This window comes from Dehalococcoidia bacterium, assembly GCA_035574915.1.
Classification (GTDB): Bacteria; Chloroflexota; Dehalococcoidia; order DSTF01; family WHTK01; genus DATLYJ01.
The window spans coordinates 1-24862 of the sequence record DATLYJ010000177.1; the positions used below are offsets into that span (position 1 = coordinate 1).

A 24862-nucleotide genomic window follows, 5' to 3' on the forward strand; every position below is an offset into this window, starting at 1 on the left:
GCCGGCGCGCTGCCGTTGGCGGCCGGGCGCGGCTGCGGCTCCGGGCGCGAGCGCATGGCGGCGCGCATCTCGGGCAGCGGCTGGCGCGGGGCGATGTTCAACTCCGCCACGGACACGCGCGGCAGCTTGTGGCCCAGCTTCGCCTCGATCTCCCGCAGCTTCAGGAGGTCCACCGCGGTCACGATCGTGATGGCGCGGCCGGCGCGGCCCATGCGGCCCGTGCGGCCGACGCGGTGGGTGAAGAGCTCCGGCGTCTCCGGGATGTCGTAGTTGATGACGCGCTCGATGTCCAGCATGTCGATGCCCCGCGCGGCGACGTTCGTCGCCAGGAGGACAGGCACGTGGCCGGCGCGGAAGCGGGCCATGATGCGGTCGCGGGCCTGCTGGCCCAGGTTGCCCTGCAGCGCCTCGACCTCGTAGCCCATGCGGTTCAGGCGTCGCGCCAGGTTCTCGACGCCGTGCTTGGTGCGCCCGAAGACCAGGGTCGCGCCCTCGACCTCTTCGTCGAGGAGGGCGAGGAGGATGCCGAACTTGTCGGCGTTCCAGGCCTCGATGACGATGTGCTCGATGTCAGGCTTCGACTCCGTCTTGACCGACACCACCTTCGGGTTGCGCAGGTACTTCGCCGACACCTTGTGCACCCACTCCGGCGTCGTCGCCGAGAACAGCGCCGTCTGGCGCCCGCGCGGCGTGCGGTCCAGGATGCGCTCGATGTCGCGCGCGAAGCCCCGGTCCAGCATCTCGTCCGCCTCGTCCAGCACGGCGTAGCGGATGGAGCGCGTGTCCAAAGCGCCGCTGCCCAGGTGGTCGAGCACGCGGCCCGGCGTGCCAACCACGACCTGCGCGCCGGCGCGCAGCGCGTCCAGTTGGGGGCCGTAGCCGACTCCGCCGTAGATCACGGCGACGCGCAGGCCGGCGGGCTTGCCGATGTCTTCGAGCACCGACGCCACCTGCTGCGCCAGCTCGCGCGTCGGCGTCAGGACCAGCGCCTGCGGCGCCTTCAGCGCGGGGTCGCAGCGCTCGACCAGCGGCAGCCCAAAGGCCAGCGTCTTGCCCGAGCCCGTGTGCGCCTGCCCGATGACGTCGTGGCCTTCGAGGAGGAGGGGTATGGTCTGCGCCTGGATAGGGGTGGGGGTCGTGATGCCCTGGGCCTCGAGGGCCTCCACGGAGCTAGGGCGCAGGTTGAACGAACGGAACGACAAATCCATGTCCTTTCGGAGAATGCGGCTCTCCCATTCGGGTGCAAGCCCTCTCCGACAAGGACGCGTGGCCGTGATTCGACAAGTGGTTTGGGAAGGAGGCGGAGATTCGGTCTGGTCCGGACAATCGAGAACCCTTCACGTGGAAGGGAGCTGTCGGAGCGAGTGTCAGTTCGACGCTAATGAAATCGTTACTCCTTCTTGCGCTTATGTTAGCACACCAAAACGATATGCGGACGATAGACTCTCGCCCTGCGCGCCGCCTGCCCTGCCGCGATATGCTCTCAGGCGAGCTATGGCCCCGTATGAGGCCGACCACGAGCGGGCACGACAGCACGGACTCACCGAGCGCGGGGCTCGAGGTGTTACGCCTTGCCGCCGAGGGACTGAACAGCCAGGAGACCGGCTTGCGCCTCCACATCAGCGAGAACACCGTCCGGACACACTTCGCCAGGGTCGCCGGCAAGCTGGGGGCGAGGAATGCCTGCCAGCTCGGCGCCCGCGCGGTGGAGCTTGGGATACTGCGACCAAGTGATGTCAACAATCGTTGACACGACACGAGAATCAACGTTTGTTGATACCAACTTGACCTCCACAACTGTACGTTTGTCCCCACCAGATCATCTCGGAAGAGCCTAGGAGGGGGCCATGCGCCTTCTCAGAGGGCGCGAAGCATTTCGTCGATCATTCCTCGGCATTGCCGCCACAGGAACAGTGGTGGTCCTAGCGGCCATCTCAGTGTTTCTAATTGTCCGGCAAGCCGCGGTCGGTGGGGGCGTCTCTGCGCGCCCTCAGGCCACGGTCCTTCCCGGGACCCTTGTCTGTGGAAAGACCTTCGGGCCAGCAGGAGAGGTCGTGGAATCGTATTGTCTCCCCGGCTCGCCGCCTTCGGAGTTCTGGTACGTACCGCTCTTGGAGGCTGACAGTAAGAAGCCCCGGGCCAATGGCGTTGTGAACGGGATGCTGATCGGGCCTTCAGTCCAGCCCCGAGGTGGCCCGTGTGATACTCGCCTTCCTGATGGCCGCTTGCCTTCGCCAACTCCGGCAGCCGCCTCGGAAGCCACGGGGACCGAACTCGAGGTCAGGCCCAAATATCTGCCGGTAAAGACGGATTTCGTGAGCGCAGAGGCCCTGCGATGCGGTGCTGGACCGGCAGGATTGTCGTGGGTCGAGATGACCTTTCACGTTCGGCCAGATCCCGCCTCTCTGGGCGCTACGGCGGCATGCTGGTCATACTACGCACGCGTGGCGAACAAGCCGCGCAAGTGGATGTTCCTGCTGATCGCGTGGCGAGTACGACGGTGGCTGGGCGCCGGAGTGTCGCAGTCCGGCCGCTCACCGAGGATGGGTTCGGGGATTCAGCGTTAGTGATCGCCGAGCCATTTGGTGTCACCGTCATTCGCGCTCACGGGATTCCCTTCGCGGAACTGGAACGCATAGCGGCTGGACTCTACTAAAGGAGAAATTCATGCGCCGCATTTGTGCCTTCCTGATTGCTGCGACCCTTGGAGGGGCAGTAGTCGGGTCGCTTTTTCCCGTGTCCTCAGCTGCCGCAGTCTACGTAACGCTCTATTCCCATGGGGGAGCTGGCAACTACCTGGAGTGCGGTTGGCACGGCGTATGCATTAACCCTCCAAGCCCAGGAAACGCGCTGGATTGGTCGTCTCACAGCGGCTCTCCAGAAAACGTCTTTTGGCGGTCGTACGGTGAGAGGAGCGATTACACCGACTACATAGCAGTCGCTACTATCCGGACTCAACACAGTGGATGTCACAGGGTCCGGGTCGACGTGTCTGACGCCTTTGGATTCTCGAAGGGCTCGATTCTCTATACTCATACCAACACATCGAAAGCCGGACAGGCATTCTACATCTATGGGGGGCCTAATCCAGCCTGGACGAGCTCATTGATCGCGTCCACTGTGTGGGACGGGAGCAATTGCTCCTGGTCCGGCTACCATAATCACCAGTTATCCACGGGGTACCCTTGGTACGACAATTGGTCGAGGTATCCTTCCGCTCCCGCCAATGGCTGGTCAAACCCGACGCTCTGGCTCTGGCATCAGTCGCTCCAGGGATGGTGTTGGTCTTGTTAGTGGCGATCGCCGCCCGCTCCGCCCCATCCGCTTGCCCTCACACCACCCGTCACCTACGATTGCGAAGCTGTGACAACGCTTGCTGAAGTCGTGTCAGCGGCCCGCTCGCAGGGACGCCGGCTCCTGAACGAGGTCGAGGCGAAGCAGGTGCTGGCCGAGGCCGGCGTGCCCGTCGTGCCGGCAAAGCTGGCGCGGACGCGGGACGAGGCCGTCGCCCTGGCGCGCGAGGCCGGCTTCCCCGTCGCCCTCAAGGTCGTCTCGCTCGATATCGCCCACAAGAGCGATGTCGGCGGCGTGAAGCTCGGCCTCGCCGACGAGGCCGCCGTCGCCGCCGCCTTCGACGAGATCATGACCTCGGCGAAGCAGGCGCAGCCTGACGCCCGCATCGACGGCGTCTCCGTCCAGGAGATGGCCGCGCCCGGCACCGAGGTCATCATCGGGGTGAACACGGACCCGCAGTTCGGGCCCGTGCTCATGTTCGGGCTCGGCGGCGTCCTCGTCGAAGTGCTCGAAGACGTCGCCTTCCGCATCGTCCCCATCGAGCCCCGCGACGCCCGCCACATGGTGCGCGAGATCAAGGGCTTCAAGCTGCTCGAGGGCTACCGCGGCTCGCCGCCGGCGGATGTCGCGGCCCTGGAGTCGCTGCTGCTCAAAGTCTCGGAGTTCGTCGACGCCCACCCGGAGGTGGCGGAGCTGGACCTTAACCCCGTGTTCGCCTACCCGGACGGAGCGGTGGCCGTGGACGCGCGCATCGTCCTGGCGGATTAGCGGGGAGGACAGAGCGCGGTGCCAGAAGGGTGCAGCGCGGACCTGAGCGGACTGTCAGCCGTCAGACGTCGAGGGAGTAGGGATTGAACAAGCGTAAGAGAGTGGCCTGGGCGAAGCACCGCAAGAAGGCGAAGAAGCTGCTTCTCAAGAAGCGAGCCGCCAGGGAGTCGAAGTAACAGGCCTCACCTGAATTCCGCCCGCTGTCCCGGGCCGCTGCCGGCCCCAGCGACAGCGTCACAGCGTCCGCAGACTCAACCCTCGAGGTCGATAGCCACGGGAAGCGCGGAGCGGCCCCAGTCCGCGAGGTCTCCCGAGTACCCCGGACTGTACTTCTCGAGTAGCAGGCGCCGGGCGAGGGCGTCCTCTTCGCTGTCCGCGTCCACGAGCCGGGCGCGGCCGGCATGGTCGACGTCGGCGATGCGCACCCGCACCTCCGGGTTGCGCATGAGGTTACGCACCCAATCGGAACGGTGGCGGCCGCCGGCGAGCAGGTACAGGGTATCGCCCTGGCGAGCAAACCAGATCTCGATAGTGTGCGGCCTGCCGGTGACGCGGCCTGTAGTGGTGAGATAGCAGTAGGGTGTCACCGCGCCCGCTCAGGCGGCGGGAGCGAGTCGATGACGTCGCCCGGGCGGTAGAGGCGGGGCGCGGCGCCTTTCTCGAAGACCTGGACGCGCTTGTGGCCCATCGCCCGCCAGGCGCCGTCGTGCCAGACAATCGCCGTATCCTCGTCCACGCCGGCAAGCTTCTGGCCCGGCGCGAGACCATCGATGGCGCGCTGCAGCATCTCCGGCCGGCGCTCGGCGAAGCGGTCGAAGTGGGACATCGCCCGCACCGGCGCGGCCAGACCAAGGCCCGTAGGGCCGGGTGGCGCCTGGCCATCGGGACCGGGCTGGTGCACGTGGGGGTTCAGCACCCCGAGGCCGCCGCTGGCCCCGGCGACCGCCGCGCCGGCTGCATTCGCATCCTGGAGGGCTGCCCAGGCGAGGGTGCCGTCGAAGGAGCGGGCGAGGTAGGCGGCGCTGCCGCCGGAGAACCAGACCAGGCCGGCGTTCGCGATCAGTTCGGCGTGCTTCTCGATGTTCGCCTCCTCCTGATTGCGGATGCGCACCGGTATCGCCTCGACCCCGAACTTACGGAAGTGTCGCACGCCGAGCTGCTCCCACCAGGCCATGCGCTCGTCCCCCTCCATGGCGCAGGCGGTGGCGATGAGGATGACGGCGCGCCCGTTCAGCACTTCCAGCAGGAAGCGGTCGACGACCTCCATCGTCTCCGTGTACTCGCCGGAGCCGGCGAGCACCAGGGGGCCGATACCGCCGTTCGCGGTCATGGCGCGCTCCGTGCCGGGACCTCGGCGGCGATGCGCTCGGCCCAGGAGCGGAGGGCCGCCGCGGCTTCCGGGTGGCCGAGGATGCCGTGCCGGCCGCCTTCGATGGCGTGGAACTCGGAACCGGGGATGCCTTCGTGCAGGGCCTTGCCCCAGGCGAAGGGCACCGTCTGGTCGGCGGTGCCGTGGATCACGCACACAGGCATCTTCAGCTCGGCGAGCCTGGGCGCGAAGTCGAACCCCACGTAGGCGGCGAAGTTCCGGATCTCGCCGGAGGAGTAGCGGAAGAGTTCCTCGTCCGAGAGCGCCTCGAGCGCCGCCTGGAGGGCGGCACGCCGCTCCTCGGTGCCGGGTTCGCCGGCCTGGGCTTCCGCTGCCGGCGCCTCGCGCAGGCGATGCTTTCTCGACTCGAAGACAGCGCGGGCGCCCTCGCTGCGGAAGCGCTCGACGAGCGCGAGCCGCTGGCGGGAGACTTCGCGGCTCTGATCCATCAGGTTGGCGCCGGTGTTCGGGAGCGCGAGGGCGGTTGTGCGCTCAGGCCGGCTGAGCGCGAACTGCAGCGCGATCGGCCCGCCGGCCGAGCTGCCGATAATGACCGCGCTCCCGATACCGAGATGGTCGAGGAGGGCCGCGGCGTCGTCCGCCAGGTCCTCGAGGTCGTAGTCGCCATCCACGTACTCGGTCTGGCCGCGGCAGCGGCGGTCGTAGGTGACGAGCCGGAAGCGGTCTTCGGGAAGGACCTCGCGGATAACCTCCCGCGGTGGGGCAAGGGTGGTCGCCGCCCCGCCGTAGCCACCGTGAATGAAGAGCACCGGCAGGCCGGAGCCACGGTCCTCGTAGCTGGTCATGACCCCGTTGACGCGCGCGAAGGGCATGCGGCCTCCTATCGTCCCGTGTACTTCGGGTCTCGCTTCTCGCGGAAGGAGGCGACGCCTTCCCGCGAATCCTCGGTCGCCCGGTGGGCGACGTTCAGGAAGCGCTCGTACTCGGCGTAGCCCTCGGCTTCCAGCAGCACTGAGCGGTTAACGGCGAACTTCCAGGCGGCGTAGTTCTTCGTCGGCCCGGATGCCAACTCATCGAGGAAGGTCTGAAGCTCCTGGTCCCAGGTCTCGGCCGGCCAGACGCGCGTGACGATGCCGTAGCGCTCCGCCTCGGCGGCATCGATGACGCGGCCCGTCATGAGCAGGTCCATCGCCCGGGACTGGCCGATGAGGCGGGGGAGAAGGAGCGGCGCCAGTTGGCCCGCGAAGATCGAGCGCCGCGAGCGGATGTCGCCGATGAGGGCGTCGCCGCGCATGACACGAAAGTCGCAGGACAAGGCGATCACCCAGCCGGCGCCGTGACATGGGCCGTTGATCGCGGCGACCACGGGCTTCGGCATGCTCATGAGCGTGCGGGTCATGTGGTAGTGCGGCCCGAACTCGCGCGTCAGGGTCGCCGGCTGACCGCTGGCCATCGGCGGGGCGCCGGGACGTTCGCCCATGCCGCCAACGATGTCGTCGCCGGCGGAGAAGGCGCGCCCTGCGCCGGTGAACACCACGCAGCGGACGTCATCGTCGCGGCCAACGTCCTGGCAGAACTTGATGATCTCGTCGATCATCCGCCAGGTGATGGCGTTCAGCTTTTCGGGCCGGTTTAGCGTAATCCAGGCGATGGGGCCGCGCCGTTCGAAGAGTACGTCCTGAAAGTCCAAACCTCACCCCCTGACCCCATCTCCGCGGGCGGAGAAAAGGGATCTGTCCTTAACTATGGAGAGGGCACAGCCGCCTTGAACCGAATGGGAAGGCGGGCCGGACCCCGGATCAGAGGCGAAGGCAACCACTCGACTGCCTCCTCGACCATGCGGATGTCGCTCAGGCGGGGCAGCAACTCTTCGAACGCGACCTGGGCCTCGAGACGGGCGAGGGGTGCGCCGAGGCAGAAGTGGGGACCATAGCCAAACGCCAGGTGGTCGCGGGCGTTCTCGCGGGTGATGTCGAAGGTGTCCGGCTCGGGGAAGTGGCGCTCGTCGCGATTCGCCGAGGCGTACATGGGGATCACGCTGGCACCGGCCGGGATAAGGCTGCCGCCGACCTCGGTGTCCCGCACGCAGCTGCGGAAGATTAGCTGCACCGGGGACTGGTAGCGCAGCGCCTCCTCGACCATCGCCGGCACGAGCGAGGTATCGGCGCGGACGCGGTCAAGCTGCTCGGGGTGGTCGAGCAGCGCGAGCATGGCGTTGCCTATGAGGTTCGTGGTCGTCTCGTTGCCGGCAATGAGGAGCAGCAGCGCGAAGGACATTACTTCAGCGGCGGTCAGTGTGTCGGCCTCTTCTGCCCTGGTGAGGGCGCTGATCAGGTCGTCCCGCGGCTCGCGGCGCCGCTCGGCAATGACCTCCCCGAAGTAGGCCCGGAACTCGTCGCGGCTTTTGTCCAGGCCGCCCATCATGGCACCGGAGAACACGAGGCTGTCCGACCAGCGCTTGAAGTCGTCCCGCCGTTCGGGATCGACACCGAGTATCTCGGCGATGACGATAACCGGCAGCGGCACGGCGAGGTCGCGCACCAGGTCGCACTCGCCCCGGGCCGCCAGGGCGTCAATCAGGCCGCGCGCAATCTCGCGGATGCGCGGCTCCATTGCCGCGACCATCCGGGGAGTGAACGCGCGGTTGACGATGTTGCGCAGGACCGTGTGCTCCGGGGGGTCGAGACCAATGACGGTGCGCGCCCCGAAGCCGAAGCCCAGGGGAGCGGAGGAGAACGCGGCGGTGTTCTTCAGGACAGCCACGACATCGTCGTAGCGGGAAACGGCATAGGTACCCGGAGCGACCTGTACCGCCGGGCCAGCGGCGCGCAAGCGGGCATAGAGGGGGTAGGGATCGTCGAGGCGCCCGAGGGCGAATAGGCCGCCGTTCATGTAGATGCTCCCTTAATGCGCAGTACGGAGATGATTCGCGAAAGCGGCGCCGGAGGCAACCCCCCGGCGTCTCCGGAGACCTGCGACCAGGTCCCGCCCGTTCAGCGGCCCGCGAGAAGGGCGATCTGGCCGAGAGGCACGCCGGCAGCGAGCTTGACGGCAAGTCCCGTGGCCGTGTCGATGCGCCAGAAGGCCCCGGGGCCCAGGACGTAGACGAAGGCGCCATCGGCGGACCAGGCGATGGACGGCATGTTCTCCGCGATCTCGGAGAGGCGGCGCAGGCCGGTGCCGTCGCTGTTCACCAGCCAGATGTCCTGGGCGAACGGATGCCAGGCGAAGGTGCCGCCCGGCCGAACGGGGAGCGCGCCGCCCTGGAGCGGCTGGCTGATGTCGACCGCGGCAAAGGCGATCTTGCTGCCGTCCGGCGAGAACGTCTGGCCCGAGAAGAGGGCGAGGTTGTTAGCCGCGCCCGCGACCGCGCGTGCACCGCGCAGGTCCGCGCTGGCGACGGTGAGGGTCTCGGCCTGAGTGAGCGGGTCGATCGCCACGTAGACCAGGAGGCCCCTATCGGGCGAAACCGCGGCGTCGATCGCAGACTCGATGTAACGGCGGGAGGCGCCGGTCTTCAGGTCCAAGCGCTCGATGCGGAGGTCAGGCAGACCGTTCGGGCCGCGGCCGCGGTAGGTGTAGAGGAGCTCGCTCTCCGAGAGCCAGGCAGGCGCGCGCAGGAACTCGGCGACGCGCTGGTGCTTCGCGAGGATGCGCGGTCCCTTGCCGTCAATGCCTGCAAGGGCCAGGTCAGAGCCGAAGTCGACGTTGCCGTCGGGCAGGGGCTTCGCGGGCGGCTGCAGCGCGAACGCGACGCGGGTGCAGTCCGGTGACACGCTCGGGTCGAGAGGATAAGTCTCGTCGCGCCAGCCGAGGATCAGGCGGCGCGACCCGTCGGCCCGCATTTCGCTGATGCCGTCCTCGCTCGTCAGCAGGAACCTCGGCTCGGACGCCGGGCGGCAAGGCGTGACGGCCTGACCGTCGCCGCCGCACGCGGCGAGGATCAGGGCGGTCACAAGCCAGCCGCGCCCCAGCGCCCGGCCTAGCATCGATGGTCAGAATAGCCGACCATCAATTCAGAAACCGCACGCGGTTGCCCGGAAGGGTCACCGGGCTGGCCTGTCGAGCCATCGTCTACTCCGGTGGCATCGTCTACTATCGATCCGGAGGTTGACAGCAACTTGTCCCTTCCTTCAGAAGACCGGCTGCGCCGCGTCGTCATCACTCACGTCACGCCCGAAATCGAAGGCGGCCGCTATGCCGTGAAGCGGGTCGTGGGCGAGAGCGTCACCGTCGAGGCCGACGTCTTCCTTGACGGACACGACCACCTGGCTTGCGAGCTGCAGTACCTTGCCCCGAATTCGCGAGAGTGGTCCGCCGTGCGCATGGACCCCCTGCCGAACGATCGCTGGCGGGGGTCCTTCACCGTGCTCGAGCAGGGCCGCTATCGCTACCGCATCGAAGGCTGGCCGGACCCGTTCGAGACCTGGCGGGCCGACCTGAAGAAGCGCGTCGAGGCGGGCCAGGATGTGGCCGTGGAGTTGCTGGTGGGCGCTGAACTCGTGCGCGAGGCGGCCGCGAGGGCCGAGGGCCCCGACAGGCAGCGTCTGCTCGACCGGGCCGGCGCGCTGGAGAAGGACTGGGATACGACCCTGCGCGTCAGCGTTGGGCTGGAGCAGGCGCTCTCCGAGTTGATGGCCCGCTATCCGGACAGGTCCCGCTCGACCCTGTACGACGCCGGCCAGGAGGTCGTGGTCGACCGCGAACGGGCGCGTTTCAGTACCTGGTACGAGATGTTCCCGCGTTCGGCCTCTCCTGATCCATCGCGGCCGGGCACGTTCGATGACGTGATCGCGCGCCTGCCATACGTAGCCTCGATGGGCTTCGACGTGCTCTACCTGCCGCCGATACACCCTATCGGCAGGACGGGACGCAAGGGCAAGAACAACAGCGTCGTCTGCTTCGAGGACGACCCCGGCAGCCCCTGGGCCATCGGCTCGGCGCTGGGCGGCCACAAGGCCGTGCACCCTGAGCTCGGGACGCTCGCGGACTTTCAGCGCCTGGTGGCAGCGGCCCGCGACCACGGCATCGAGATCGCCCTCGACCTTGCCTTCCAGTGCTCGCCCGACCACCCGTACGTGCAGGAGCACCCCCAGTGGTTCGCGCACCGGCCCGACGGAAGCATCCGCTTCGCTGAGAACCCGCCGAAGAAGTACGAGGACATCTACCCGCTGGACTTCAATACCGAGGATTGGCAAGCGCTCTGGCAGGAGCTCCGCAGCGTCGTCGAGTTCTGGATCGAGCAGGGTGTCCGCATCTTCCGCGTCGACAACCCGCACACGAAGCCGTTCGCCTTCTGGGAGTGGCTGATCGGCAGCCTCAAGCCAAAATATCCGGACCTGATCTTCCTCTCCGAGGCCTTCACGCGTCCGAAGGTGATGTACCACCTCGCGAAGATCGGCTTCACGCAGTCCTACACTTACTTCACCTGGCGGAACACAAAGCACGAGCTGACGGAGTACTTCACCGAGCTCACGCAGACCGAGGTCCGAGAGTACTTCCGGCCGAACCTCTGGCCGAACACTCCCGACATCCTGCACGAGTACCTCCAGACCGGCGGCAAGCCGGCCTTCATCGCGCGCCTGGTGCTGGCTGCGACGCTCGGCGCCTCCTACGGCATTTACGGCCCGGCATTCGAGCTGTGCATCAACGCGCCGCGTGAGGAGGGGAGCGAGGAGTACCTGGACTCAGAGAAGTACGAGGTCAAGCACTGGGACCTCGAGACCTCGGCGAGCCTGCGCCACCTCATCGCGAGGGTCAACAAGATCCGCCGGGAAAACAGCGAGCTTCAGTCGAACGCCGGCCTGCGGTTCCACAACACGGACAACGAGGCGATCATCGCCTACTCGAAGTCGGGCCGGGATGGGACAATCCTTACGGTCGTAAACCTGGACCCGCACCACACTCAGAGCGGCTGGGTCGAGCTGCCGCTTGGCGACCTTGGCCTGGACGAGCACGAAGCCTTCATGGTGCATGACCTGCTGGCCGACGGACGCTACACCTGGCACGGGGCCTGGAATTTCGTGCAGCTCGACCCGCACGTGCTGCCGGCGCACGTCTTCAAGGTGCAGAGGCGGCTCCGAAGCGAGCGCGACTTCGACTACTACCGGTAGGTGGGCGAGATGGTAGGGCGGCGCAGCCAGGACTTGCCACTTACGGACGACCCGCTCTGGTACAAAGACGCCGTCATCTACGAGGTACACGTCCGCGCCTTCTACGACTCCAACGACGACGGGATTGGCGACTTCAGGGGGCTGACGGAGAAGCTGGATTACCTGCAGGACCTGGGCGTCACCGCCATCTGGCTGCTTCCCTTCTATCCCTCGCCCTTGCTGGACGACGGCTACGACATCGCTGACTACAACGCGGTCCATCCCGCTTACGGCACCCTGCGCGACGCGCGCGATTTCATACGCCAGGCACACCGGCGCGGCCTCCGTGTGATCACGGAGCTGGTGTGCAACCACACCTCCGACCAGCACCCCTGGTTCCAGCGGGCGAGGCGGGCGCCCCGGGACAGCAACGCCCGCAACTTCTACGTCTGGAGCGACAGCGCCGATCGCTACCGCGAGGCGCGGATCATCTTCAAGGACTTCGAGACTTCGAACTGGACCTGGGACCCGATTGCCGGGCAGTACTACTGGCACCGCTTCTATCGACACCAGCCGGACCTCAACTTCGAGAACCCTCGCGTACACCGGGCCATCCTGGACGCGATGGACGGCTGGCTCGACCTCGGCGTCGACGGCTTGCGGCTCGACGCCGTGCCTTACCTGTATGAGGCCGAAGGCACTAACTGCGAGAACCTGCCCCAGACCTACGAATTCTTGAGAAAGCTCCGGGCGCACGTTGACGGCAAATACGCCAACCGCATGCTCCTGGCCGAGGCCAACCAGTGGCCGGAGGATGCGGTCGCCTACTTCGGCCAGGGCGACATGTGCAACATGGCGTTCCACTTCCCTCTCATGCCGCGCATGTTCATGGCCATCCACATGGAGGATCGCTTCCCGATCATCGACATCCTGCGCCAGACGCCGGCAATACCGGACAACTGCCAGTGGGCCCTTTTCCTGCGGAACCACGACGAGCTGACGCTGGAGATGGTGACGGACGAAGAGCGCGACTACATGTACCGCGTCTATGCCGTCGAGCAGCAGATGCGCATCAACCTCGGTATCCGGCGGCGGCTGGCGCCGCTGCTGGGCAACCACAGGCGGCGCATCGAGCTGATGAACGGGCTCCTTTTCTCTTTGCCTGGCACGCCGGTCATCTACTACGGGGACGAGATCGGCATGGGCGACAACGTGTATCTCGGCGACCGCAACGCCGGCTTCTCGCGCGCCAATCCCCAGAAGCTCTACCTGCCGATCATCATCGACCCCGAGTACCACTACGAGACGGTGAATGTGCAGGCGCAGAGGGACAACCCCCACTCCCTGCTCTGGTGGACGAAGCGTTTGATCGCGCTGCGGAAGCGGTACAAGGCCTTCGGCCGCGGCACGCTCGAGTTCTTGCAGCCGGACAACCGCAAGGTGCTCGCCTTCGTGCGGGCTTACGAGGACGAACGGATCCTCGTAGTCGCGAACCTGTCTCGCTTCGTGCAGGGAGTGGAGCTGGACCTTTCGGCGCACAGGGGCCTGGTCCCGGTAGAGATGTTCGGGCGAGTGGAATTCCCGCCAGTCGGGGACAAGCCGTACTTCATCACCCTGGGGCCTCACAGCTTCTACTGGTTCTCGCTGGAGCAGGTGAGGCAGCGGGCGCCGCAGATACGGGTCGAGCCCGAATTCGTGCCCTCCCTGTCGGCCGCGAACTGGCAGAGTTCGCTGCAGGAGCAGCCGGACCGCGACGTTTCCCTGGCGCTTTCGGACTTCCTCATCAAGCAGCGTTGGTTCGGGGGCAAGGCGCAGGGGATCCGTTCCGTCAGCGTCTGCGAGCGTACACCCCTGAGGGCGGGTGACGCGGATGCGGTGCTTTCGCTGATCGAGGTGCAGTACAGCGACGGCGGCGCGGACATGTACCAGGTGCCCATCGCCGCCGCGTATGGCGACCAGGCGAAGCGGGTGGAGCGGGACTGGCCGGATGCCGTGATTGCCCGGCTGCGGGGCGGAGAGCCCAGCCGTGAGGGTGTGCTCTACGATGGCCTGTTCAATGAAGACGTCGCGGAGGCGCTGTTGGCGCTCATCGCGAACAACCGGCGCCTCAGGGGTGAGCGCGGCGACATCATGGGCAGTCGCACACGCCTCTTTCGCCAGCTCGCGGGGACGGCAGACGTCGGCAGCCTGAAGGCGACCGCGGTCAAGACCGAGCAGTCGAACAGCGCCATCTCCTTCGGCGACAGGCTCTTCTTCAAGCTCTTCAGGCGGGTCGAGCCAGGCGTGAACCCGGACCTCGAGATATCGCGCTACCTCACGGACAGCGGCTTCCCGAACGCGCCCCGCCTTGCCGGCGCGATCGAGTACGTCCAGGGAAGGATCGAGCCTCGGACGCTGGCCGTCCTCTACGAGTTCGTCCCGAACGAGGGCGACGCCTGGAGCTACACGCGCGACACGCTCAAGGACTTCTTCGAGCGGGCCCTGGCGTCGCAGGTAAAGGCGGATGACATCCGCATCACGGCTGGCTCCCTGCTCGACCTCGCGGAGCAGCCGGCCTCGCCGCAGGCCCTGGAGATGGTGGGGCCCTACCTGGAGGCGGCGAGGCTGCTGGGCCAGCGCACCGCCGAGCTGCACACGCTCCTCGCCGCGGCTACGGAGCCATCGCTGGCCCCGGAGACGTTCACGAGCTACAACCAGCGCTCGCTCTACCAGTCGCTTCGCAATCTGACCAGCAACACCATGCGCCTCCTGGCGCGCCGCGTGCGAGAGGACGGCGAGTCCGTGCCGCCGGAGGCCCTCCGAGTCCTCGCCCTCGAGGACCGCATCCTGCAGAGCTTCGGGCGCTTGCTGGAGGTATCGCTCGAAGGACTGCGGATACGCGTCCACGGCGACTTCCACCTCGGCCAGGTGCTGTTCAAAGGCAACGACTTCGTGATCATCGACTTCGAGGGCGAACCGGCTCGGCCGGTAACTGAGCGCCGCCTGCGCCGGACCCCCCTGCGCGATGTCGCCGGCATCCTGCGCTCATTCAACTACGCCGTCCACGATGTACTCATCGAGGAGGAGGCGACGGGCTTGCGTGACCGGGGCGGCTCCCGCCTGGACGTGTGGGCGCGCTTCTGGAGCGCGTCGGTCTCGGCGGCCTACCTGCGCGGCTACCTGCAAGTCGCAAGGCCGGCGGGACTGGTGCCCGCCGACCGGGGCCAGCTCGAAATGCTGCTCGGCGTCTGCCTGCTCGAGAAGGCCGTCTACGAGATCGGTTACGAGCTCAACAACCGGCCGGACTGGGTCGTGATCCCGCTCCGGGGCGTGCTGGAGCTGCTGGGGGCGGAGGGGTGACGCGCCATCAGCCCGCGCGCTCCCCGGACACCCCGGGTCCGGCGGCCGTCCGCTACGACTTCAGCCTCCTCAGCCGGGACGACCTCTACTTGTTCAACGAAGGGAGTCACCTCAGGCTTTACGAGAAGCTCGGTTGCCATCTCATGACCCTCGATGGTGTGCCGGGCGCCTACTTCGCCGTGTGGGCGCCTGACGCCGAGTACGTTTCGGTTATCGGGGCCTTCAACGGCTGGGACAAGGGCGCCCACCCGCTCCTGCCGCGCGAGAGCTCGGGCATCTGGCATGGCTTCGTGCCCGGCGTGAAGAAGGGGGACGCTTACAAGTACCACGTCGTTTCCCGCTATCACGGCTACCGTGCCGACAAGGCAGACCCCTACGCGCTCTACGCCGAGGTGCCGCCGCGCACTGGCTCGATCGCCTGGGACCTCGAGTATGAATGGCAGGATGCGGAATGGATGCGCGCGCGGGCGGCGCGCAACTCCCTCAAGGCGCCTATAGCGGTGTACGAGGTGCACCTCGGGTCGTGGCGCCGGGTGCCGGAGGAGGACAACAGGCCCCTGACGTACCGGGAGCTGGCGCCCTACCTCGCGGATTATGTGAAGTCATTGGGGTTCACCTATGTCGAACTGCTGCCGGTCATGGAGCACCCCTTCTACGGCTCCTGGGGCTACCAGACCACGGGCTATTACGCGCCCACCAGCCGCTACGGCACGCCCCAGGACTTCATGTACCTGGTCGACCACCTGCACCAGAACGGCATCGGCGTAATCCTTGACTGGGTGCCGTCTCACTTCCCCTCAGACGAGCACGGGCTCGGCTACTTCGACGGGACGCACCTGTACGAGCACGCCTACCGCGAGAAGGGATACCACCCGGATTGGGGCAGCCTCATCTTCAACTACGGCCGCAGCGAGGTGCGCAGCTTCCTGCTCTCCAGCGCGATGTTCTGGCTCGACCGCTATCACGCTGACGGCCTCCGGGTCGACGCCGTGGCCTCGATGCTGTACCTCGATTACTCGCGCAAAGAGGGCGAGTGGATGCCGAACGAGTACGGCGGCCGCGAGAACCTCGAAGCCATCTCCTTCCTGCGGCGCCTCAACGAAGAGGTATACCGGCACTATCCGGACGTCCAGATGATCGCCGAAGAGTCGACGGCCTGGCCTATGGTGTCGAAGCCGACGTACGTTGGCGGCCTGGGATTCGGGCTGAAGTGGGACATGGGCTGGATGCACGACACGCTGGAGTACATGAAGAGGGACCCCGTGTTCCGCAAGTACCACCACAACGAGCTGACTTTTCGCAGCATCTACGCTTTCACGGAGAACTTCATCCTGCCGCTCTCGCACGACGAGGTCGTCCACGGCAAAGGGTCTCTCCTGGGCATGATGCCTGGCGACGACTGGCAGAAGTTCGCGAACCTGAGGCTGCTGTTTGCGTACATGTACAGCCAGCCGGGGAAGAAACTGCTGTTCATGGGCGGTGAGTTCGGCCAGCGGCGTGAGTGGGACCACGAGAACAGCCTGGAGTGGTGGGTCCTGCGCTTCCCAGAGCATGCGGGCGTCCAGAAGCTCATCGCCGACCTCAACCGCCTGTATGCCGCCGAGCCGGCGCTCCACGAACTCGACAACGACCCCGCAGGCTTCGAGTGGGTGAACGGCGGCGACTGGGAGCAAAGCGTGCTGAGCTACCTGCGAAAAGGCACGAGCGGAGAGCAGGTCCTGGTCGTCTGCAACTTTACGCCGGTCGTGCGCCACAACTACCGGGTCGGCGTGCCCACAGGCGGCTACTGGCGCGAGGTGCTGAACTCAGACGCCGGGTACTACTGGGGAAGCGGGCAGGGGAACCTTGGCGGCGTCGAGGCGGCGCCGGTCCCGTACCAGGGCCGGCCGTGGTCGCTGGTGCTGACGCTGCCGCCGCTGGCCGCCCTGTTTCTGACGCCGGCTGCGGCGCCCGCCGCGGACGGACCGTGAGCAAGCGCGCCAGGCTGGAGCCGTGGCGGGCGGCCGGCGCGGCGAGCCGGCGATCGACGCTAGTGAGCAGCAGCGCCTCGTCGGTGACCCGGGGAGGCACCAGGCCGCCGCGGGGCCGCCCTGAGGCGCCGGCCAGGGCCGTTGCCCTGGAGCGGCGTCGCAGACTAAATCAGGCGAGGCCAACCGGCGCCGCGAAGGCAGCCCCGGCTACGCCTCTGCAAGCGCTCTCCGGCCGCTTGAGACTCTCTTCCCGCCGCCGCGGGCAACGCTTATGTCAATGTCGCCTGCCGCGGAGGCCGGCTGCGTAGCCTAAGATTGCAGCAGTGATCGACAAGTACGTCTGCATTCACGGCCACTTCTACCAGCCGCCGCGCGAGAACCCCTGGCTGGGCGTGATCGAGGTCCAGGACTCAGCGGCGCCCTACCACGACTGGAACGAACGCATAACGGCCGAGTGCTACCGGCCGAATTCGCGCTCTCGCATCCTCGACCACGAGGGGTGGATCGAGCAGATTGTCAACAACTACTCGCGCATCAGCTTCAACTTCGGGCCGACGCTCCTGAGTTGGTTGGACGAGTGCGCGCCGGACGTATACGAGGCCATTCTTGCGGCCGACAGAGATAGCGCCCTCCGCTTCGGCGGCCACGGGTCGGCGATTGCCCAACCCTACAACCACATGATCATGCCGCTGGCGAACAGCAGGGATAAAAGGACACAGGTCCTCTGGGGAATCGCCGACTTCGAGCGGCGTTTCCGGCGGAGGCCCGAGGGGATGTGGCTGCCCGAGACGGCCGTAGACCTCGAGACGCTCGACATCATGGCTGAACAGGGCATAGCGTTCACCATCCTCGAGCCGAGGCAGGCGCGACGCGTTCGCGCATTCGACCGCCCGGACTGGCGCGACGTCAGCGACGGCAGCATCGACCCGAGGCGTCCGTACCAAGTTTCGTTGCCCTCCGGCCGCACGATAGCCGTCTTCTTCTTCGACGGCCCGGCCGCGCGCGCGGTAGCCTTCGAGGGGCTGCTGGCAAGCGGCGAGAAGTTCGCGGAGCGGCTGGCAGGCCTGTTCGATCCCTCGAGAGGTCCACACCAACTCGCGCACATCGCGACCGACGGCGAGACCTACGGGCACCACCATCGCTTCGGCGACATGGCGCTCGCCTACGTCCTCGACTTCTTCGACAAAAGCCGCGACTACTCGCTCACCAACTACGGCCGCCACCTGGAGATGTTCCCGCCCCAGCACGAGGTCGAGATCATCGAGAACACGTCCTGGAGTTGCGCCCACGGCGTGGAACGCTGGCGCGGCGACTGCGGCGACAGCACGGGGGGCGCTCCGGGCTGGAACCAGCAGTGGCGCGCGCCGCTCCGCCGGGCCCTGGACTGGTTGCGCGACGAACTCGCCCCCATGTATGAGCGGGAGGCCGCCAATCTCCTGAAAGACCCCTGGGCAGCCCGGGACGACTACATCAGCGTGATCGCAGACCGGTCGAGCGCGGCTGTCGAGGAGTTCCTCGCACGCCACGGTACGGGCCCCTTGGACCAGGCGGAACGCATCCGGGCCCTGAAGCTGCTGGAGATGCAGAACCACGCCATGCTCATGTTCACGAGTTGCGGCTGGTTCTTCAACGACATCTCCGGGATCGAGACAATACAGGTCCTCCAATACGCCGGCCGTGCCGTACAGCTGGCCCAGGAGGTCTTCGGGGACCACATGGAGCAAAAGCTGATCTCGATGTTGGCCGAGGCCCGGAGCAACCTCCCCGAGCAGGGCGACGGCGCTCGCGTGTACGAGCGATACGTGACCTCCGCGCGCGTGGACCTGCCGAGAGCGCTCGCGCACTACGCCGTAAGCTCGCTGTTCGACGACTATGGCTATCGCGCGAAGGTCTTCCACTACGTCGTCGAGCGCCAGGACTTCAAGCTGGAGTCGGCCGGCCGCGCGAAGCTCGCCGCTGGGCTGGCGCTGATCACGTCCGAGATCACGCAGGAGAGCATGCTCATGAGCTTCGGCGTGGTGCATCTGGGCGACCAGAACATCACTGGTGGCATGCGTCCCTATGAGAGCGCACGCGAGCACAACGACATGGTGCGCGAGCTGCACCAGACCTTCGGGCGGGGGGAGCTAACGGATGTAGTGCACCTTCTGGACCGGCTCTTTCCGGGCCGGCCTTTCTCCCTCAGGTCGCTGTTCCGGGACGAGCAGAGGAAGATCGTCCGCCAGATCATGCAGCCGGCCCTGGAAGACGCCGAGCGCGTCTACAGGGCCTTCTACGAGGAGCACATCCTCCTCTTCCGGTTCCTCGCCCACATCGACTTCCCCATACCCAATCGCTTCCGCGCCGCGGCGGACTTCGCCCTGCACCTAGAGCTGCGCCGGGAACTTCAGAAGCTGGACCTGGACCAGGAACGGATCGCGCTCATTCTGGAGGAGGCCCGCCTCGTGGCGATCGAGATCGACACGGAGGGCGTGGGCTTCGAGGTGCAGCAGAAAGTCGACAAGCTCGCCGCGGCGTTTGCTGCCAGGCCGGAAGATCCGGCGACGGCGCGTCGCCTCCTCGAGACAATCGAGGTCGCGGACCTGGCGAAGCTGCCCATCGACCTCGGGGAGGCGCAGAACGCCGTGTGGGACGTGACGCGTTCCGAGCCGCCGGCCTACGAACCCGCTTCGGAGGCGGTAGCCCTCGTCCAGAAGCTGGCAAGCCGGCTCAAGGTGAGGTTGCCGGCCCGCCAGGGTTAGCGCGGCGGCACAGGCTGCCCGGCGACTTTGAGGCGCACACGGTAGACGGAGGTCTGCGCCGTCACGAATAGCGTGCGCCAGTCCTCGCCGCCGAAGCCGCAGTTCGCCGGATTCTCCGCCACGGCGATCTGGCCAAGGAGCCGCCCGGAGGGGTCATAGACCCAGACGCCCTGCGGCCGGCTCGACGTCACGTAGAGGTTGCCGCGCTCGTCCAGTTTGATGCCGTCCGGCCTGGCCACCACGCCCTCGTGCTCGGTATGGACGAACACCCGCTCGTTCGCCAGCGGCCCGTCAGGCGTGACGTCGAAGGCGCGGACGTGGGCCCGGTCGGTGTCGGCGACGAACAGCGTGCGGCCGTCCGTAGAGAGGGCTATGCCGTTGGGCCGGACGAAGTCGTCGACGAGCAGCGTCAAGACGCCGGTCGCCGGCGAGAATCGGAAGACGCCGAAGAAGCCAAGCTCGCCCGGTGCGAAGGTGCCGTCTGGCTGACGCAGGCCATACGGCGGGTCCGTGAAGTAGACGTCGCCCAAGGCCGAGACGACGACGTCATTCGGGCTGTTCAGCCGCCGCCCCTCGTAGCGGTCGACGAGGGTCTCGACAGGGCCTCCTGGCTGGCCGTAGCTGACGCGGCGGTTCGTGTGCTCGCAGGTAAGGAGCGCCCCATCCGCGTCGATGGTGTTGCCGTTGGCACCGCCGCTTGGCTCGCGGAGGACGCGGAGGCCCCGGTCCGGCGACCACTCGTACATTCGGTCTGCTGGGATGTCGCTGAAGATGAGGACATCGCGGCGGCTGTCCCAGACCGGACCCTCGGTGAAGACGAAGCCGCCGGCCACCTTCTCCGCCTCAGCTTCGAGGTCGACGATCTCGCGGAATTCAGGCCTGACGGCGACAATTGCCGGCATGAGTCCTCTCCTAAGCGAGCGCTTTGGGCCTCAGCAGGCCGGGCGGCGATGCCGGCCCTCGCCAGCCGCGCTGGCCCCACCGCGCGAGGGCGCGGGACAATGTGTACAGTGCTGAGTATGGGACGGCCACGCTCGTGATCAGACTCGAAGTCTCGTACAGGGGCATCATCGTAATCCTGCTCGCCCTGGCGACGTTCTGGGCGCTGACCGAACTGTGGCCGGTCATACTGCTGGTCCTGACCTCGCTGATCATCATGATTGGGGTCCTGCCCTACGTGGAGGCATTAGTCGCGCGGGGCATCCCCCGCAGCCTGGCAGTCCTGGCGCTGGTGCTTACCTTCCTCGTCATCATGGCGGCGCTTTTCAGCGCGGTCGTTCCCGTGATGATCGACGAGTTCCAGGACCTGCGCAATAACCTGCCGCAGTCGGGCCGGGAGATTGACGAGCTGCTCGGGAGCCTGGGGATCGACACGAACCTCGAGCAGCGGGCACGCGAGGTCAACTGGAACGAACTGATCTCCGGCCGCGCGGCTGTCGACTACGGCCAGCGGGTGCTGAGCGCCACCCTGTCGCTGATAACCGTCGTCGTCATGACGGCATATCTCCTCCTGGAAATGCCGAACCTGGCGCGTTTCCTGTACCAGTTCATCCCGGCCGACAAAGAAGAGGACTACGACAGGCTCTTTCAGGACATGAGCCGGGTGGTGGGCGGCTACCTGCGGGGGCAATTCATAACCTCCCTGACCATCGGCGTCTACACCTTCGTCGTGCTGCGGATCATCGGCATCCCCAACCCGCTGGCATTCGCTGTGGTGGCGGCCTTCGCGGACATAATCCCCATTGTCGGCGCCTTCATCGCGATCATCCCGCCCGTCGCCGCGGCGCTGCAGGAGTCGTCCACGCAGGCGCTGATCGTGCTCGGACTCCTTATGGCCTACCAGCAGTTCGAGGACCGCTTCTTCGTGCCGAGGGTCTACGGGCGGACCCTTAACCTGCCGCCGGTGATCGTCCTCATCGCGGTCCTGGCCGGCGCGGAACTCCTGGGCATCACCGGCGTGCTGCTGGCGCTGCCGTTGACGGCGGCCGGCCGCGTCTGGCTGGACTACGCCCTTCGCCTGAGGGGAGTGTCGCTGAGCCCCGTCGAGCCGGAGGTTGCACCGGCAGCAGAGGGCGAGCAGCCGTTTGCACCGGACACGGAGCCTGAGAAGCCGGCCGAGCCGCCGCGGACATCACTCACCGCGCTGGCCGGGCGGCGCCTGCCGCGCCTTCGCCGTGGCCGTGAGGGCGCACCGGAGGCGCCCCAGACCCCGGCCCAGGGCCAAGCGGAGGGCACCCGATAGGCTCGATCCGGCCACAGCGCCGCCCTGCTGCTCGACGTGGTCCACTCCGCGCCTGGTAGCCGCGGCCTGCCGGACGCCCGGGCCGTGGGAGGAGGTCTTGTGGCAGGGAGAGCTCGCACGCGGCCGGGGGCGCGGGGCGCCAGTCAGGGTCCCTCGGCGGCGGCGTGACGATGCTGTCCCTGGCCAGGCTCCAGGTCAGCTTGATTGGCTATGACTACAGGCTCTGAGAAGCCCGCTAATGGAGCCGGCCCGCTGGATAACGGCGGCCAGGTCCCGGGCCGAGGCCACGCCGAGCCGGATCACCGTCGAGTGCCCTGGGCCGGGCAGGACAAGCCGCGTCGCTGGACAGGCGCGGGCGGCTCTCCTGATGGCGGCGGCCACCTCCGGCGGACACGCCAGCCCGGCAGCCTCACCGGCGTGGGTCACGGCGATTCCTTGCAGCAGCGCCGCGGCATCATCGATGCTCGCGGCGCAGTACAGGCCGTGCAGCCGCCCTGCATGCGGCTCGCCGTGCGCCAACGAGAGCGAGGTGCGGAGGAGATGAAGGGTGACCGCACCCGGGCTGCGGTCCAGCAGGAACACCTCGCGCGGCGATCTGGGAGCGGATTCTAGTTCTCTTTCCATGACCCAAACCTAAGGCCGGCCCATTAGTGCCACATGAACGCCGGTTAACGTTTCCCTAAATGTCAGCGCTGGCGGTCGCAGGACCGCATCCGCGGCTCGCTGCGGGCGCCAGGCGGGCCCGGGCGCGGGCTTTGTCCGGGCGTGGCTGGTCGGTCCGGAGGAGGAGCCGGACGCCACGAGGTTGCCGAGTCCGATTAGACCCCGGCCACTTAGCAGCTAGGACGCATGTCGTCTGGCAGGCCGAACCGCCTCGAGCTCCGTCAGGCATCCGGCACTCCTGCCCCCGGAAGCCCGGCGCGCGCCGGAGGGTCCAACTCCGGTGATCGAGGCTCCTTAGCTCACGATAGTAACCACATACTCCGAGGCCTCGGCGCGGATGACCGGCTCCACTTTGTGCGCCTCGCATAGGCGCAGCATGTGAGACCTGCGCCCGCTCCAACCGCACGATTTGCCAGATGGGCCAACAGACGCCGTCATCCCAAGAAGTCGTAGTGCTGCACCTCTCTCAAAACACGCTCTAGCGGAGCCAATACGGGTACTCTATCGGCGGAAACAACCGCTTCCACGCGCCGACGGTTTCGTTCGTGCTCAAGCCGTGGCACTTCGCCTTGTTGGCGTTCGTCGCTGGTGTTGGCTTGACCGCCCTCGTAGCTGTCGTTCTGACATCTGGCGACGGCAAAACCCTCAGCGGGCGCAGCGCCGGCGACTTCTGAGCCGGCAGCGAGTTTGCAGACCCCTTCGCAACCGGCCCCGCAGCAACAGGCGCCTGTCCAACCGAATCCAGAACCGACGAGCGTGCCGGCTGTCCAGGCCGGGACACCTCCAATTCGGACCTGTGCAGAGATTCGCGCGTCCGGAAGCTACAACAGCGATGCAGAGCGAACATTCTTCTTAACCAACTGCGCTGCAACGCCGCAGGCCGCCGCTCCCTCATCGCCAAACCAGAACCCTGCTCCCGCGGCCCCGTCAGCGCCAGAAGGTTGCTTCGTCACAGCGCCAATATTCGACAACACAATCCTTCCCAACCAGTCGGCCTCAATAGCAGCGCGGTTTACATGCAATGGGTCGCCAGTTGCGGGCGTGCCCATGCTGTTTACGGTCTACTCGGATCTTGGTACGCGATCCTCCTGCTCGGCTTCGACCAGCAGCACTGGATTTGGTAGTTGTTCGGCTGTCATTCCGAGAGCGAACCGCTCCATTCTCATGGAGGTCTGTATTAGCTGGCAAGGAACGGTGTACTGTAACGACGAGGTGTTTACGAGAAATTAGCTGACCCGACTACAAGGGTTCTTCCCGAGGGAGATCTGCAGCCTATGCTGGCATGATGTGGAGTTCGGGCAGGATGGCTCTCCGTCGGGATCAATCGCCACCCCTCGACGCTGGCGCTTTCGCCAGTTTGCAAGCTCGGAAACAGCAGCACCGTCGTGTCGGTGGACGTGTACAGCCTCACGCCCTGGCTGAGAGGGACAGCCACGCCGCCGATGCCGTGGCCGCCCTCTTTGCACCCCCTCAAGGAAGGAATCTCGCAAACGCACGGCTGATTTTGGCTCATGGCCCTGCGCGTTCATGGTAGAAGCCGGCTTCTAGAGCCGGCTTCTGAATCTGCGAATTCTGGTGGAGCTGGGGGGATTCGAACCCCCTACCTTTTGACTGCCAGTCAAACGCTCTCCCAATTGAGCTACAGCCCCAGCGACTACAGCCTAGCATAGCGGCAACGCCGAGTGCAGCGGCGGCGTCCAGGCCCCAGCCCTGGTCGCGAGGACGCACCCCGCGCCGGACGAGAGGTTTCCGCCGGCCCTTGCTGGGCGCGTTTGCCCGGGTGCGGCTATCATCCGGGCGATGTCGACGGAAGAGGCGATCATCGCGGCGGCACGGGTCGCCGGTTCCCTGCTCGTGCTGCGCTGGGCCTTCGTGGGCGGGGTCATCGCCGTGCTGGTTGACCTCTCGGACCTCTTCATGATGAACCTGCTGCAGCTCGGCGGCGTGAGCAACTACCAGGCGTTCGACAAGTGGCTGGACCAGGTCTACATGGCCTGCTTCCTGTTGGTGGCGCTGCGTTGGCCGGGCCCGGCGCGCGAAGTGTCCGTCGCGCTCTACGGCTTCAGGTTGGTCGGTTTCGTGGCGTTCGAGGCGACCCACTCGCGCGAGGTCCTGGTAGCCTTCCCGAACGTCTTCGAGTTCTGGTTCCTGTTCGCCGCCTACCTGGCGCCGCAGGCGGCGCCCCAGGCGGCGCCGGTCGCTGTGCCGGCCGACGTGTCGACGCCGGCGCGCGCCGTGTCCCGTCGCCGACTCCTTGGAAGGAGGTTCCAGTTCACGAACAGGAACCTCGCTCTGGCGCTGTTGGTCCTTCTCGCGCTGAAGGAGGTCCAGGAGGTCGCGATCCACTGGCTGAAAGTCTTCGATAGCTTCACGGCGGTCGAAGCAGTCCAGGCGATCTGGGACTGGGTCACGCCTTTCTGACG

At 66.7% G+C, this 24862-nt stretch carries 17 protein-coding genes and 1 tRNA gene; 8 read left to right on the plus strand and 10 right to left on the minus strand.

From position 1 onward, the window contains the following. Window positions 1-1208: DEAD/DEAH box helicase (locus tag VNN10_15730; protein HXH23469.1), on the minus strand; the 1208-nt coding region annotated here is incomplete at its 3' end. A gap of 296 nt (window positions 1209-1504) precedes the next feature. Between VNN10_15730 and VNN10_15735 the strand changes: the two genes are divergently transcribed. Further along, entirely contained in the window at window positions 1505-1750 is a 246-nt protein-coding gene (locus tag VNN10_15735; GenBank protein HXH23470.1) for a helix-turn-helix transcriptional regulator, read from the plus strand. A 1613-nt stretch (window positions 1751-3363) separates the two neighbouring features. Further along, a complete protein-coding gene (locus tag VNN10_15740) occupies window positions 3364-4062 on the plus strand; it encodes an acetate--CoA ligase family protein (protein HXH23471.1) in 699 nt (232 codons plus the stop codon). Window positions 4063-4313: 251 nt separating this feature from the next. On the opposite strand, the gene VNN10_15745 is transcribed toward VNN10_15740, so the two are convergent. The 6 genes from VNN10_15745 to VNN10_15770 all read right to left on the minus strand — a co-directional run bounded on the left by VNN10_15745 (window position 4314) and on the right by VNN10_15770 (window position 9381). After that, window positions 4314-4649 carry a nitroreductase/quinone reductase family protein gene (locus VNN10_15745; protein ID HXH23472.1) on the minus strand — a complete coding sequence of 112 codons (336 nt, stop codon included), beginning with the start codon at window positions 4647-4649 and terminating at the stop codon, window positions 4314-4316. Next, window positions 4646-5392 (minus strand): Type 1 glutamine amidotransferase-like domain-containing protein, encoded by a 747-nt coding sequence (locus VNN10_15750; protein ID HXH23473.1) that lies wholly within the window; start codon window positions 5390-5392, stop codon window positions 4646-4648. The genes VNN10_15745 and VNN10_15750 overlap by 4 nt, the downstream gene beginning before the upstream one ends. Further along, window positions 5389-6264, minus strand: coding sequence for an alpha/beta hydrolase (locus VNN10_15755; protein HXH23474.1), 876 nt, complete (start codon window positions 6262-6264; stop codon window positions 5389-5391). Before VNN10_15755 ends, VNN10_15750 begins: the two co-directional genes overlap by 4 nt. 8 nt (window positions 6265-6272) lie before the next feature. Further along, a complete protein-coding gene (locus VNN10_15760) occupies window positions 6273-7082 on the minus strand; it encodes an enoyl-CoA hydratase/isomerase family protein (GenBank protein ID HXH23475.1) in 810 nt (269 codons plus the stop codon). Between the two features lie 53 nt (window positions 7083-7135). After that, window positions 7136-8284, minus strand: a complete 1149-nt coding sequence (locus tag VNN10_15765; protein HXH23476.1) for a cytochrome P450 — start codon at window positions 8282-8284, stop codon at window positions 7136-7138. A 101-nt stretch (window positions 8285-8385) separates the two neighbouring features. Then, on the minus strand, window positions 8386-9381 hold the full coding sequence (locus tag VNN10_15770; protein ID HXH23477.1) for a hypothetical protein: 996 nt from the start codon (window positions 9379-9381) through the stop codon (window positions 8386-8388). A gap of 132 nt (window positions 9382-9513) precedes the next feature. On the opposite strand from VNN10_15770, the gene VNN10_15775 reads away from it, so the two are divergent. The 4 genes from VNN10_15775 to VNN10_15790 all read left to right on the plus strand — a co-directional run bounded on the left by VNN10_15775 (window position 9514) and on the right by VNN10_15790 (window position 19534). Next, the gene (locus tag VNN10_15775) at window positions 9514-11505 is read left to right on the plus strand and encodes an alpha-1,4-glucan--maltose-1-phosphate maltosyltransferase (GenBank protein ID HXH23478.1); all 1992 of its coding nucleotides are present in this window, start codon (window positions 9514-9516) and stop codon (window positions 11503-11505) included. A gap of 9 nt (window positions 11506-11514) precedes the next feature. After that, window positions 11515-14823, plus strand: a complete 3309-nt coding sequence (gene treS / locus VNN10_15780) for a maltose alpha-D-glucosyltransferase (protein ID HXH23479.1) — start codon at window positions 11515-11517, stop codon at window positions 14821-14823. Then, on the plus strand, window positions 14820-16793 hold the full coding sequence (gene glgB / locus VNN10_15785; protein ID HXH23480.1) for a 1,4-alpha-glucan branching protein GlgB: 1974 nt from the start codon (window positions 14820-14822) through the stop codon (window positions 16791-16793). Before treS ends, glgB begins: the two co-directional genes overlap by 4 nt. Before the next feature lie 323 nt (window positions 16794-17116). Next, on the plus strand, window positions 17117-19534 hold the full coding sequence (locus tag VNN10_15790) for a DUF3536 domain-containing protein (protein HXH23481.1): 2418 nt from the start codon (window positions 17117-17119) through the stop codon (window positions 19532-19534). Here VNN10_15790 and VNN10_15795 read toward each other — a convergent pair. Continuing rightward, window positions 19531-20436 carry an SMP-30/gluconolactonase/LRE family protein gene (locus VNN10_15795; GenBank protein ID HXH23482.1) on the minus strand — a complete coding sequence of 302 codons (906 nt, stop codon included), beginning with the start codon at window positions 20434-20436 and terminating at the stop codon, window positions 19531-19533. The two genes, VNN10_15790 and VNN10_15795, sit on opposite strands and share 4 nt — an antisense overlap. 134 nt (window positions 20437-20570) lie before the next feature. On the opposite strand from VNN10_15795, the gene VNN10_15800 reads away from it, so the two are divergent. Further along, the gene (locus VNN10_15800) at window positions 20571-21776 is read left to right on the plus strand and encodes an AI-2E family transporter (protein ID HXH23483.1); all 1206 of its coding nucleotides are present in this window, start codon (window positions 20571-20573) and stop codon (window positions 21774-21776) included. Window positions 21777-21971: 195 nt separating this feature from the next. Here VNN10_15800 and VNN10_15805 read toward each other — a convergent pair whose 3' ends face one another. Further along, window positions 21972-22400, minus strand: a complete 429-nt coding sequence (locus tag VNN10_15805; GenBank protein HXH23484.1) for a hypothetical protein — start codon at window positions 22398-22400, stop codon at window positions 21972-21974. 1612 nt (window positions 22401-24012) lie between these two features. Beyond that, window positions 24013-24088 (minus strand) — tRNA-Ala (locus VNN10_15810). 151 nt (window positions 24089-24239) lie between these two features. Here VNN10_15810 and VNN10_15815 point away from each other — a divergent pair. Continuing rightward, a complete protein-coding gene (locus VNN10_15815; protein HXH23485.1) occupies window positions 24240-24860 on the plus strand; it encodes a hypothetical protein in 621 nt (206 codons plus the stop codon). Window positions 24861-24862: the final 2 nt, after the last annotated feature.

Bases quoted from the DNA above. Each gene is read 5' to 3' on its own strand.
- VNN10_15815 (HXH23485.1), top strand. From the start codon at position 24,240: ATGTCGACGGAAGAGGCGATCATCGCGGCGGCACGGGTCGCCGGTTCC.
- VNN10_15765 (HXH23476.1), bottom strand. From the start codon at position 8,284: ATGAACGGCGGCCTATTCGCCCTCGGGCGCCTCGACGATCCCTACCCC.
- VNN10_15735 (HXH23470.1), top strand. From the start codon at position 1,505: ATGAGGCCGACCACGAGCGGGCACGACAGCACGGACTCACCGAGCGCG.
- VNN10_15755 (HXH23474.1), bottom strand. From the start codon at position 6,264: ATGCCCTTCGCGCGCGTCAACGGGGTCATGACCAGCTACGAGGACCGT.
- VNN10_15805 (HXH23484.1), bottom strand. From the start codon at position 22,400: ATGGAAAGAGAACTAGAATCCGCTCCCAGATCGCCGCGCGAGGTGTTC.
- treS (HXH23479.1), top strand. From the start codon at position 11,515: ATGGTAGGGCGGCGCAGCCAGGACTTGCCACTTACGGACGACCCGCTC.
- VNN10_15750 (HXH23473.1), bottom strand. From the start codon at position 5,392: ATGACCGCGAACGGCGGTATCGGCCCCCTGGTGCTCGCCGGCTCCGGC.
- VNN10_15770 (HXH23477.1), bottom strand. From the start codon at position 9,381: ATGCTAGGCCGGGCGCTGGGGCGCGGCTGGCTTGTGACCGCCCTGATC.
- VNN10_15795 (HXH23482.1), bottom strand. From the start codon at position 20,436: ATGCCGGCAATTGTCGCCGTCAGGCCTGAATTCCGCGAGATCGTCGAC.